This is a genomic window from Staphylococcus sp. FSL W8-1270 (assembly GCF_038007165.1).
Lineage (GTDB): Bacteria > Bacillota > Bacilli > Staphylococcales > Staphylococcaceae > Staphylococcus > Staphylococcus hominis.
The window spans coordinates 259,474-272,279 of the sequence record NZ_JBBOWQ010000001.1 but is presented as its reverse complement, the minus strand read 5'-3'; the positions used below and the strand labels follow the sequence as shown (position 1 = coordinate 272,279).

The window sequence follows — 12,806 nt, the reverse complement described above, 5'->3', positions numbered from 1 at the left end:
GACCACGAGTTTACTTCCCCTTTGTTAAACTTGTGGTCTTATGATATATAAATTCATTATTTTAATTTTTAAATATAAGATTTATTTATATTATGAGAAACCACTTCCTAAAATCGAACGTATGTTCTATAATATTATCGAGGTGGTTTTAATGATTCCTGATCAATACAAACATGAAACAGATTATCGTAACATTCCTAGAGAATATTTAGACGCTAATATACCACAAGGACGTGGCATGATTAAGTGGGCGCCGTTTATTATATGTACTAATCTCATAAAAAATCTAATTTAATAGGGTTCAAACATAATTTATATATGTATTATGTTTGAACCCTATATCTATTTATTTTTTACTAATATCATTTAAAATGTCTCGCAATTCTTCAATTTCTTTGTTATTTAATTCTTCATTTTTCGCAAAATTAAGCACTAAACTTTTCATATCCCCTCCATACAATTTATTAAGAAAGGTTTTAGCAGTTTTCATTTTAATATCATCTTCTTTAATAATTGATGAGTAAAAATAAATATTATTATATTTATATCGTTTTATAATCTCTTTTTTATATAGTCTTGTAATTAATGTTCTAATCGTCTTATCGCTAACTTCTTTATTTTTTTGAATCTCAACTACAATTTCATTAGCTGATACTGATTTTTTATTCCATATTATATTCATAACATCCCATTCAGCCATAGATATTTCAACTTGCTTATTGGCCATTTAAAACACCCATTTCTTTTAATATTTTTTCATTTATGAATTTAGCATTTTCACCAGAGGCTTTTTCATCTGATAAATGTGTAGAAAAATAATACTTATCATGATTTGTAATTACGTAACCTACAAACCACCCATTATTATATTTCCCGTTTACTATACCTGTACCTGTTTTCCCATACAATTCATAATTTTCATTTTTTCTAATCAATAACGAAGAAGATAATTGTTTCTTTTCATTTTTACTAAAATGGTTATTTTGTTCCATCATATTTTTTAAAACTATTACTTGTTCAAGATTAGATATTTTCAAACTATCTTCCAACCAATAGGCTTTATAACTTCCCAAATTTTTATTACCATAATTTAATTGCTTGAGTTGATCAGAAGTATAGTTCTTTGATAATTGATTACTAATACGTTCGAAGTACCAATTAACTGAGTTTTGTATTGCCGTATTTAAATCTTGATCCTTATTCCAAGAATCGAAAGGATAATGATTATGATTCCATGACATACGTGAATTTTTATCACTTATAATATGACGGTCAAGTCCAAACAGTGCTAAATAAATTTTGTAAGTTGAATCAGGAGAATATCTTTTTCTACTTTCTTTTTCATTATAAATATAGTATTTGTCTTTCTTCATGCTGTACATAACGAAAGATCCACTATTTGAACCAAAATTTTTACTTTCATCTAAAATTTGGTAATCGCTTTGTAAGGGCTTTTTATAATTATAATCAGTTAAGGATTGCCCCATTAAAAACTGGCTTTGAATTATCATGATAAAAAAAGTAAAAATACAAATAAAAATTAGAATTAATTTTGACTGCTTCTTCAGATTGCCTTCTTTTATATTAATTAATCTTCTTTTGAGTAATGATTTTTTACCATTAAATGAATGGCTTAATATATTTTTGTTGAAAAATGAGGTTTTTAATACGGAATCCATAATAGCTTCCGCATAAGACTTAAATTCATTTTTGTTAATATTATTAAGGACAAATCTATCGGCTTCTACTTCATTGTCATGAATCATCTTTCTTTTTACAATTTGTATTAGTGGATTATAACTCATAGCAATAGAAAAAATATGAAAGATAATTAAATGCAAAGTATCTCTGTTTTTAGCATGAGCATACTCGTGCAATATTATATATTTTAGTTTTTTGTCATTTATACTTTTAAAATATAAACTGGGAATCAAAATAATATATTTTCCATACCAAAAAGTTATTGGAGAATGAATAGATTCTGCTTTTCGAATCACAATATTTCTTTTATATTGATGATTGAAAAGTATCTTGTTTATTTTATCTTTTTCTTTTTCATTTAGATAAAGTGACTGTTTCTTTAAATACTTAAGATATAATAAAGAATTTAAAAATTTAAAACTTAAAATAATAACTAAAACTATCCAAATAACTGTGCAGATATTATCTATTGAATCCCAATTAAACTTATGGATGTCTGTTGTAAACTCATGAACAGGTTTAGTGGTATTTATGTTAGGATTCAAATTGTGTGAATTACTTTCAACTGTGGGCTCTTGATTATTCAAATTATTAAATTTAAAAAAAGAGAATTTAATAGGGATGAAAGGAATTAATCCTGCAAGAAGAGTTAGATACCAAACTTTATAATTTAACATATAATTAAAATAGCGTTTTAATATGTACCTAAAAAATAATAACAATAAAAATATAAAACAAAAGCTTACTATGCTCATTATTAATAACTTAGCCATTTCAACACCTTCTTTCAAATATTTATAATAAACTATTGACGCGAATATTACAATTGTAATATTATTGATTTATAGAAATTACAACCGTAATATTGGAGGGTATATTTTGAAAAAGTTAATACTTTTAATTGCAATTGCTTTAGTTTTAAGTGCATGTAATTCAACCAGTTCACATGCTAAAGAGTTAAATAATTTAGAAAAGAAATATAATGCTAATATTGGTGTCTATGCATTAGATACTAAAAGTGGTAAGGAAGTAAAATTTAATGCCGATAAGAGATTTGCCTATGCTTCAACTTCAAAAGCGATAAATAGTGCTATTTTGTTAGAACAAGTACCTTATAATAAGTTAAATAAAAAAGTACATATTAACAAAGATGATATAGTTGCTTATTCTCCTATTTTAGAAAAATATGTAGGAAAAGATATCACTTTAAAAGAACTTATTGAGGCTTCAATGAAGTATAGTGATAATACAGCAAACAATAAAATTATAAACGAAATCGGTGGAATCAAAAAAATTAAAAAACGTTTAAAAAAATTGGGAGATAAAGTAACAAATCCAGTTAGATATGAAATAGAATTAAATTACTATTCACCAAAGAGCAAAAAAGATACTTCAACGCCTGCTGCTTTCGGCAAGACTTTAAATAAACTTATCGCAAATGGAAAATTAAGCAAAAAAAATAAAAATTTCTTACTTGATTTAATGTTAAATAATAAAAACGGAGACACTTTAATTAAAGATGGTGTTCCAAAAGACTATAAGGTTGCTGATAAAAGTGGTCAAGCAATAACATATGCTTCTAGAAATGATGTAGCTTTTATTTATCCTAAGAACCAATCTGAACCTATTATTTTAGTCATTTTTACGAATAAAGACAATAAAAGTGATAAACCTAATGATAAATTGATAAGTGAAACCGCCAAGAATGTAATAAACAAATTTTAATAGTCTAAATGTACTACAAAAACTGATATAATTCTATCTTTCATAAAACTTCATAATATCGAAGAGTCCGGGACATAAAGTATCTAGATAAGTGAAAAAAGACAATTTCTATTGAAATAATATAGAAATTGTCTTTTTTATAATTTTTTTGATTATTTTCAGCTCGTTGAGCTGTTACTTTTCTTATATTAAGTGCCATTAGCACAAATCCTAGTTCTCTTTTGGCTTTATTTATCCCTCGAACGGACATTCGAGTGAAACCCAAAATAGCCTTCATAAATCCAAAAACAGGCTCCACATCAATTTTTCTTTGACTGTAGATGGTTTTTATTTTTGGTTCTGAAAGCTTTTTATTAATTTGGGCTTTAAAATATTCCCAATTATAATTTTTCATTATTTTTTTATTCGTTTTTGAATTGTATTTCATGCATTGGTGTCTCAGAGGACATTCTGAACAATCATCACATTCATATAATTTGAAGTCTCTCTTAAACCCATATTTATCATGGCGATAGGCATATCTTTTAAAACCCAATCGCTTATTGTTTGGACAAATATATTCATCGTTAATTTCGTCATAATCCCAATTTTGAGTGTTAAAGATGTCGCTTTTATATTTTTTAGTTTTATCTTTTATAAACATACCGTAGGTTATAAGTGGTATTCGATTAAAATCATCTATAATTGCCATATAATTGGGTTCGCTACCATAACCTGCATCAGCTACAATATATTCAGGTAAATGACCGTAGGTCTCTTGAATTAAATTTAAAAATGGTATCATCGTTCTTGTATCAGTCGGATTTTGATACACATTATAAGATAAAACGAATTGAGAATTTGTCGCTATTTGTAAATTATAACCTGGCTTGAGTTGTCCATTTTTCATATGATCTTCTTTCATTCTCATAAATGTGGCATCATGATCTGTTTTAGAATAACTATTTCTATCCTTTAAAATAGATTTTTGGACGTCGTATTTATGCTTTCGCCCAGAGTAATCATTAATTTGCTTTTTGTATTGTTTAATTTTAGTTCTTTTGAGCCGTATTTGTTTTCTTATTTTAGTACATTTTTCATTATCGATATGTTGATTTAAATCTTCGATTTCTTTATCCAAATGACTACCAATCAAATCTATTTCTTCCTTTGTTAAGTCATTATCGTGATCTTTTTTAATCTCAGGTATGATTTTATTTGTTATCAATTCATGATAGAGTGCTTTAGAATCTTCATTCATTTTTGTCTCATGGTTTTGAATACTCTTTTTCCATACAAATGTATATCGATTGGCATTCGCCTCAACTTTCGTACCATCAATAAAAATGGCCTGATCATCTATAAGATGTTGTTTCAAACACTGACTATGAAATTGAATAAATAATGATTCTAATAAAGCATCTACTTTTGGATTGACTCTAAATCGATTAATCGTTTTATAAGAAGGCTTTTGATTTTGTGATAGCCACATCATCCGGATGCTATCATTAAGTAATTTTTCTATCTTACGACCTGAAAACACAGATTGTGTGTAGGCATATAGAATGACTTTTAACATCATTTTTGGATGGTATGAGGTTGCACCACGATGATGTCTGAATTCATCGAATTCAGTTTTAGGAATTGTTTCTACAATATCATTGACATGTCGTGACATATCATTTGTGGGGATAAGAACTGAAGTTTCCAATGGTAGAGTAAGTTGAGTCATGTTATAATCTTTATACATAAGGCACCTCGTTAATTTAGTTTAGTGATATTTATTAAATTATACGAAAGGGCCTTATTTTTTTAAAGTATTTCAATGTAAAATTACATATAAATACAAAGTATTTTGGCGAGACTCTTGAGGGAACAGGACAAGCTGAAGACTACAGGCTGAAGCTGTCCCCTAAGAAAGCGAGCCAACAATACGTAGTATTGTAAATAAAGAAGCCAGTAAATGAATTTATAATAAACTCATTTACTGGCTATTTTGTTAGGAATTATGTCCCAGCCTCTATTTTTTTATGTTCACATTTTTTAAAAGAGAAAATACTATTAACATACCAAACATCATATTCCAGTTACTATAATTATAAATGCTCGATAATCTTACTCAACTTTTCCATATAGAAAATAACTTATTTTAAATTAATTAATTAATCACATTAAAAAATTATATAATCCTTGCCAAAAAAGAACATACGTTCTACAATGATGATGAGGTGGTAAACATGATTCCAAATCCTAATGCGCCAGATGAATATAAATATGAAACTGATTATAGAAAAATACCAAGAAAATATTTAAACCCTAAAATCCCTCAAGGGCGTGGAAAAATCAAATGGCAAGCTTTTGCGACTCTCCCGCAACAGTTTGAAATTTTAGAACAAATTATAAAGGATCAAAATAAAATAGAAAAACCATTGCTAACACATGATTCATTAGATAATTTAGATCAGATTTTTCAAATAAAAATTCAAAATGATGAGTTATGTACAATCTCATATTGGGAAGACGGTAACATTTCAAAATATACAGGAAAAATTTTAAAAAAGGATGAAATTAGTAATACATTTTCCTTTTCTGATACTAACAATAATATATATAATTTAAATAATGCTAACGTTTGTAGTATCACTTAACACTATTTAAACTTTTAAAAAGTTTAAATAGTGTTCTTATAATTACCTTTTTCGAAATACTTCTAGCAAAATCATTATAAGTATCATACTGATATTAAATATATTATTTTTATCACTGAAAAAAATTTCTACTACTTGGAAAATTGATAAAAGACTTATTATTAACAAAAGTTTATTTAATTTTTCGCTTCTTTCTTCTTCCTTATATGACTGCTCCAATTCAATTAGTAATAATTCTTCTTTGTTTAATTCTTCAATATATTGTGGAGATTTAAAATCATTATTATTCTTTAGATACAAATATAAATATAAACTAGGTAAAAGCTCTGTTCTATAAATAATTGCAATAGATCTCTTGAAATTTAGTATCCATTGTCTAAAATATAGGGCTTCTTTTTTTCCATTTAAATTATATTGTTGATACCCATACAATTGTAATTCATTTAACATAGTTTCTAAGAAAAAGAAATTAGCAGAACTATTGAAATAAAGTGCCATTTGAGAACATTTTTCTAAAACATCTCCTTCTTGCTCATCCATCCAAACTACAAAAACAGATGCTTTATTCAAGAAGTTTATATAATTATCGCTATAACCATCTTGCCTAAAATGTTTACTTTTTCCTTCAAATGAAAAAATAGGCGCATTTACTAACCACTCTTGAATCTTCACGTCCTCATAGAAAGGATCATCAGTAAATTCATTTTCATTAGCTAAATAATAAACTTCAAAACCCATATTTTTAGATACTTTATATTCAAAAATATCCTTACTATTAATTTTTATAATTCTATTAATTTGTCTAGAAACATCTCTAATATTTTTACAATGTCTATTACCATACAATTGATACTGTCTTTGTCTATTATTTTTTTCTTGATTAATTAGAGGATATATCTTATCTTTTACACATGAGAAAGTACTATACAAGTCGCTTCCAAAGTTTATACTCTCTAAGTCTTCAATGATTTCTATAACAAATGTACCATTGTTAAATATAGTTAAGGTTAAAAAAAATAAATTCAAAGTGTTCTCATGAGTAATTTCAATATGTGGAGTGAATATATATTTTTTATATTTGTATCCATGTATATTATTTTGATCAAACAATCCATCATTAATATTTGCATTAGTAGCAAATTTTTCTAAAAATTTTTCTAGTTTTTCGTGATATTCTTTTGTATGTCTTTTATATCTTCCAGGTAAAATCCAATAATCATAATTTACCGGGGGGTTGTCAGGAGATAAAATGCGTATAACTCCTTTTACATTCAATAGAATTTCCTCAATTTTTTCAAACCAAGGGTTCATGTTATTATCTTTTATATTTATAGCAGTAGCATATTGATATGTTACTTTATAGCCTTGTAATTTATTAATATCTTCTAGAATCTTTTCAATTTTATTGTCCATTATTTTAAATATCCTCATACAGCCTAGAATATAAAACGCTAATTTCTTCTTTCAACATTTTTTTCTCTTTTTCTAAAGAATTTACTTTTCTTTTTAAAGAGGAGATTAACGCATCTTTACCGTCATTTTTATTTTTATGAACAAATATTTCTCTGTTTTGTTCACGTAACTTCTCTATTTTCTTTCGAATTTTATTATTTTTATATAATGTAGCTTTCGAAACTTTTGAATGTTTAGAAACGATGTTAAAGTTAATTTCTTTATTTTTTTGAACTAAATCATTTATTGCTTTATCAACTTTTTTCTCGGTTTTAACTTTTCGTTCTGCATGCAACTGTTTTAATTGTTCTTGTCTATTAAATTTTTCCATCTTAACCTCTATACTTTTATTCTATTACTTCTCCCGAATATAATGTTTCCATCTTTTATATTACCTAGTATTTCTTCATATTTATTTAATATATTTATATGCTTTTCAACCATATCTTGTCTATTATTATTTTTAGCTAATTCTATAGATTTGACCGTTGATTTGATATGTAATTCATATTTTTCAACATCTAAATCAGAAAATCCAATAGCTAAATCCTTACATGGTTTCCCAGAATTACAAGTCAGGCATGGCGGAGCTTCCATGTATGGACAATCACCACTCAATCTAGCATGACAAGTGCCATAAGGATTGTCCATTGCGTTTAATTTATGTTCTTGCCATAAAGAATTCAATGCTTTTTCAGATAGTTCACTACTATGCTGTATATTTTTAATTTTACCGTCAACATCAAAACTAAAAGCTCCTTGATCAATAACTGATTCAAAAGCCTTTCTCTTTGTATCATCAAGTAACTTAGCATATCTTAGAGTCATTTCTGGTGAGGAGTGTGCTAATAATTCTTGTATCGTTAATATATCTGCTCCACCATTTAACAATTTTACTGCATAGGTATGTCTAAATTGATGAGTTTTGAAATGGAAGATTTCTCCTTGTTCATCAATAATATTTTTAGTCTTTGATAAATGATTTAAGTGTGCTCTGACCATATGTTGTGTAAAGGGCATTCCCTTTCTTTTTCCTTTATAAATAGCAAAAATATAATTATTAGGATTATTATCTTTTGTACTTTTACTTTTAGAATCGGCTATTAAAACTGCTATTATATCAGCTAATTTATTATCAATTGGTATTCTATGTCCTTTAACAAAAGTTTTAGCAATATCTGTGATTATTGAATACTTTCCATTAACTTTTGCAAGGCAATTATTTTGTAATGTCAATACATCAGAAATTCTTAATCCTGTTTTAAAAGCTATCCAAACTACAGGTATTAAATCTTTATGCAAATCATTTATATGCTCAAAAAGCTGTTCCAATACAAAATCTGGGATATAATCAATTTGGCTACTATTTTTCTTTTCGTGTTTAGGTAAGTCTTGAGGATAAATTAAAAATCGTATATCTTGGTACGGTGCTATAGCATAGTTTTGAGTTATAATATCGTTTAAGAACCTTCTAATTGTTTTTAATTCTTCTCTCACAAAATTCTTAGTACTTTGCAAATTTTTATTAGCTGCATATTCAAACAAAAATTCTATATATGCTTCGATATGACATCTATCTAGTTCATTTAAACTATTCCTTGTTTCTTTATTTTTAGATATATTTTGAAAAAACCTAGTTAAAACTCTTATATAAAACCTTGCTGTAGCAAATGCTATATCACCAGTTATCAAACGATTTTTTAAATATTTTTTTGCTAATTCTCGCATTTTAATTGACTCAATTTTTTCAAAGTTTAAATAATTGCCAGTTAGTGTTTTATTATAACTCAATCCATATTTTTCTAAATTTCTAATATCCCATTTATCTTTTTCCCATTCTTCTCGCTTATCAATGAACTTAATTAGATTAATGTACATATTCTTTAAAAAAGAAGCCAGTCCGCTTTTGTATTCATAATCACCAAAAACTATTGTTGATGATCTTCTTTTTATTGGTATATTATTTTCAGTCAGCCAATTAAACCAGTGCTTTTCTAATGTATTTATATCACAATCAAGTAAAGAATTTAAATTTGGATAAACTTCATTAAAGAACTTAGCAATCTTATTAAGCTTTACTGCTCCAGTATTAAATAAATTAGATAAGGACCAATCCTCTTTAACTATCAGTTTCAAAAAAAGGTATTTAAATTCTAAATTCAAATTTTTACTTTTAATCCTAAAGAAAACATTTTTTCTTTTGTCTTTATAGTTCTTGATACTATCTTGAAATTGCTTGAATTTGTTAAAAGCTGTAATGTGCCACTCATCATTTTTAAAAAAGTAATCATCATATATTTCAGTTATTAAAACCTCTCCTTTTATATTGATGGTTCTACTTTGTAATGTACATAATTCATTAATCATAGTACTGTTTGTAGGTAAATTAATTGGTATTGACATAGTCATTCCCCTTTATTAAAAACTTGAAATTGATGCTTTACTTTATTCCAATCTTCACGTATATCTTCTTCAGTGGGATGAACATATAAATTAATAGTCGTTTGTATATTACTATGACCAAGTCTTTCTTGAACTTGTTTTATATCCTTAGTTTCATTATAAAAAACAGTTGCATGTGTATGGCGAAATAAATGAGGATGAACATTTATAGATGTTTTATGTTTTAGCCTTTTAAATAATGAATATATATCACTATAATTCATAGCTTCTCCTACATTTCTCCCCTTTATTTTTACAAAAAGATAATCAGAACATATTGAAAGTTCGTCAATTATTTCGTAGACATAATCATCGTATAAATCAATTAACGATTGGGAAATAAATATTTTTCTTTCCCCAGTTTTCAAATAAGTACCATTATCATTAAATCTATTTTTCAAAACTATTTGATGGCCTTTTCTAAAGTCAAATTTAATATCATCAATACGTAATGATAATACCTCACCTATACGTAATCCGGTTTCATATAGTAATTGTATTAAGAATTTATCTCTAATATTATTAGCTTCCTCTAATAATTTCTTAACCTCCGCATTAGTTAACACTTCTATTTTTTTCTTTGGTTCTTTAACTTTCAAAATATTTTTCAACGTTCTATAGTCCTTATTTATGTGATGCATGAAACTTTTATATTTTTTAGAGTATTTACTTTCCATATGCATAAAATCATAGAAATTAACATCTAATTTTTTACTCCTATAGAGATAATCATAAAAATTAGATACTACAGTCATAGTCAGATTAATTGTCTTAGGACTAATGCTTTTTTCTTTTCGGTGATAAGAGAGGACATTCTCATATTCAAAAGGTGTTTTCATCCATCTTATAAAATCAACAAAGTTATCAAAACTAACTTCTTTATAGCATATCTTTTTACTTTCTAAGTAAACAAAAAAATTTTTTAGTGCATAGGCATAGGTTTTCTTGGTATTTAAACTTTTCTTAACACTATCCAGATACTTCAAATATCTTACTGCATCTACTATAGGTTCATTATTACCATCTAAAATCATAAAATTGGTACCATTCTTAGATTTTACTTCTACTATTTTCATAATAATCTCATTTCTAATTTTAATAGTATAAGTATACACTATTCAAATTCTTTTTACATCATACATATTAAACTTATTACACGTAATAAAAAAAGACTATTTAATATTTTTACTTTGTTCATTTTTTCTTAAAATATGATTCATTTTAAACAAAATAGTCTATATTCTTCAACATATATATAACCTTTTGCAGTGATGCCTGAACAATATGAACGAATAAAAACTTTTATCGAAAATCAAAATAAAATAACGATGCCCTCTTTGTCGGATGATCAATTCAATATTCTGAATAGACGATTAATTGAAAAATATACAACTCATCAACTCGCTATGATTAGTTATTTTAAAAATGGTACGATCCATTCTATTGCAGCTTATATTAAACGTATTGATACATTAAAGCGGTATATTACAATTAGTAATGAGAATGGCTCACAAACAATGCAACTCGAATTTGCAGTATTATGTCACATTGAATAATAAAAACGAGCGAGAATTGAACTCAATTCCGCTCGTATTTCTCATTTATTTACTTGTTGTGACACCTTCATAGCCAATATCTACTTCTACTGTTCTTCCATGTGTTATAACAAAAGAAACAATTAATCCATCTTTCTTAGGTTGATATTCGAAAATACCACTTTTTTTATCACTTGGAGTACCCTTTACTTTTTTAAAGTCTGAGCCATACGCTTTTTTCAATTGATTATATGTCAAATCCCCTTTAACACTAAATTGAACTTTATTCGCCTTTTTACCATCTTTACTTACACCAGTAAATGTTTGGTTATATTTTTCAAGTTTTTTATTACTATGCACTTTTTCAAATTTTATTCCATTCATTGTTACATTTCCATATTTAACTGCTTTAATAAACTGTTTATTGGTTACAAATTTTGCGTCTTTATCTACATACCCGTTATATACATAATATGGCTTTGTAGCTGCATGCGCTGTATCCTCGATTGGTAAAACAGTTGTACTTACGCCTAACATTGTCCCAAATGCTAAAGTAACTGATGCTATAGATTTAACTATTTTATTCATGATTGTCCTTCTTTCTCTAATGGATTTTTATTTCACTATTATTATCTCATACTCTTTGTCTTAATTCACTGTACTTTAGATGTATCTATCACAGAATTATGTAAATAAAATGTAATATGATTTGGTTATATACATACTACCTATTTGTTGAACTTTGATTATAATAAACTAAAGAAATGAATTAAAAATGGAGGACTATCATTTGAAAAAAATATTAGCAACTATAGTCATTATATTACTTATTGTGGCATTAGGATTTTCAGTCTTTTTTGCAGCCACTCATTCCAATCAATCTGACTCAAATCAAACACAATCTAATAAAAAGAAAGATAAAAAAGAAACTACTTCTGAAAGTCATACAGTTCAATCTAATGAAACAAGTCAGTCTGACAATGGTACCACTGCGCAATCTGAGCCAACCAGTCAATCAATACAAGAACAACAACAAACGACGCAACGTCCCTCTACTGTTCAGACTACACAGCCAAAAACAAGTGAATCATCAACTACGTCACAATCACAACATCGTTCAGAAAGTAACACATCAAAACAACCCACATCTCAAAGCACAGAAGACAAACCATCTTCAGAGCAAACATCAACTGAACAACCTTCAACAGAAGAAAAACCTTCATCGCAACAAAGTACGAAGTCTTCTACTGAAAGTCATACTAATCGTAGTAGTGAATCTAATAACAAATCTAATTAAAAATAATAGCCTGACTGATAATGATGT

Annotated in this window: 12 protein-coding genes and 1 pseudogene; 5 read left to right on the top strand and 8 right to left on the bottom strand. The window is 26.9% G+C overall.

Annotation, left to right across the window (positions count from 1 at the left end; genetic code table 11):
• Positions 1-151 precede the first annotated feature (151 nt).
• Positions 152-259: pseudogene (locus NSU06_RS01250) on the top strand (hypothetical protein); the annotation flags it as partial.
• A gap of 87 nt (positions 260-346) precedes the next feature.
• Here NSU06_RS01250 and blaI read toward each other — a convergent pair.
• Positions 347-727 (bottom strand): penicillinase repressor BlaI, encoded by a 381-nt coding sequence (blaI, locus tag NSU06_RS01245; RefSeq protein ID WP_001284658.1) that lies wholly within the window; start codon positions 725-727, stop codon positions 347-349.
• Positions 717-2,474: a beta-lactam sensor/signal transducer BlaR1 gene (blaR1, locus tag NSU06_RS01240; RefSeq protein WP_001096367.1), complete on the bottom strand. Its 1,758-nt coding sequence runs from the start codon at positions 2,472-2,474 to the stop codon at positions 717-719. The genes blaI and blaR1 overlap by 11 nt, the downstream gene beginning before the upstream one ends.
• Positions 2,475-2,580: 106 nt before the next feature.
• Here blaR1 and blaZ point away from each other — a divergent pair, with 106 nt between their 5' ends.
• A complete protein-coding gene (gene blaZ / locus NSU06_RS01235; RefSeq protein ID WP_000733621.1) occupies positions 2,581-3,426 on the top strand; it encodes a penicillin-hydrolyzing class A beta-lactamase BlaZ in 846 nt (281 codons plus the stop codon).
• A 40-nt stretch (positions 3,427-3,466) separates the two neighbouring features.
• Here the strand turns inward: blaZ and NSU06_RS01230 are convergent, their stop codons facing one another.
• Entirely contained in the window at positions 3,467-5,155 is a 1,689-nt protein-coding gene (locus NSU06_RS01230; RefSeq protein ID WP_155975255.1) for an IS1182 family transposase, read from the bottom strand.
• A gap of 487 nt (positions 5,156-5,642) precedes the next feature.
• On the opposite strand from NSU06_RS01230, the gene NSU06_RS01225 reads away from it, so the two are divergent.
• Positions 5,643-6,053, top strand: a complete 411-nt coding sequence (locus NSU06_RS01225; protein ID WP_000612779.1) for a YolD-like family protein — start codon at positions 5,643-5,645, stop codon at positions 6,051-6,053.
• 42 nt (positions 6,054-6,095) lie between these two features.
• On the opposite strand, the gene NSU06_RS01220 is transcribed toward NSU06_RS01225, so the two are convergent.
• The 4 genes from NSU06_RS01220 to NSU06_RS01205 are packed head-to-tail and all read right to left on the bottom strand — an operon-like array spanning position 6,096 to position 11,023.
• Positions 6,096-7,466, bottom strand: coding sequence for a hypothetical protein (locus NSU06_RS01220; RefSeq protein ID WP_000368920.1), 1,371 nt, complete (start codon positions 7,464-7,466; stop codon positions 6,096-6,098).
• 4 nt (positions 7,467-7,470) lie between these two features.
• Positions 7,471-7,836 carry a DUF6262 family protein gene (locus tag NSU06_RS01215; protein WP_000410574.1) on the bottom strand — a complete coding sequence of 122 codons (366 nt, stop codon included), beginning with the start codon at positions 7,834-7,836 and terminating at the stop codon, positions 7,471-7,473.
• A gap of 8 nt (positions 7,837-7,844) precedes the next feature.
• Positions 7,845-9,908: a tyrosine-type recombinase/integrase gene (locus tag NSU06_RS01210; RefSeq protein WP_340779122.1), complete on the bottom strand. Its 2,064-nt coding sequence runs from the start codon at positions 9,906-9,908 to the stop codon at positions 7,845-7,847.
• Between the two features lie 2 nt (positions 9,909-9,910).
• The gene (locus NSU06_RS01205) at positions 9,911-11,023 is read right to left on the bottom strand and encodes a tyrosine-type recombinase/integrase (RefSeq protein ID WP_000706213.1); all 1,113 of its coding nucleotides are present in this window, start codon (positions 11,021-11,023) and stop codon (positions 9,911-9,913) included.
• A gap of 195 nt (positions 11,024-11,218) precedes the next feature.
• Here NSU06_RS01205 and NSU06_RS01200 point away from each other — a divergent pair, with 195 nt between their 5' ends.
• On the top strand, positions 11,219-11,503 hold the full coding sequence (locus NSU06_RS01200; protein ID WP_080580603.1) for a YolD-like family protein: 285 nt from the start codon (positions 11,219-11,221) through the stop codon (positions 11,501-11,503).
• Positions 11,504-11,548: 45 nt separating this feature from the next.
• Here NSU06_RS01200 and isaB read toward each other — a convergent pair whose 3' ends face one another.
• Positions 11,549-12,070, bottom strand: coding sequence for an immunodominant staphylococcal antigen IsaB family protein (isaB, locus tag NSU06_RS01195; protein ID WP_017175483.1), 522 nt, complete (start codon positions 12,068-12,070; stop codon positions 11,549-11,551).
• Between the two features lie 202 nt (positions 12,071-12,272).
• On the opposite strand from isaB, the gene NSU06_RS01190 reads away from it, so the two are divergent.
• Positions 12,273-12,779: a hypothetical protein gene (locus tag NSU06_RS01190; RefSeq protein WP_049382168.1), complete on the top strand. Its 507-nt coding sequence runs from the start codon at positions 12,273-12,275 to the stop codon at positions 12,777-12,779.
• Positions 12,780-12,806: the final 27 nt, after the last annotated feature.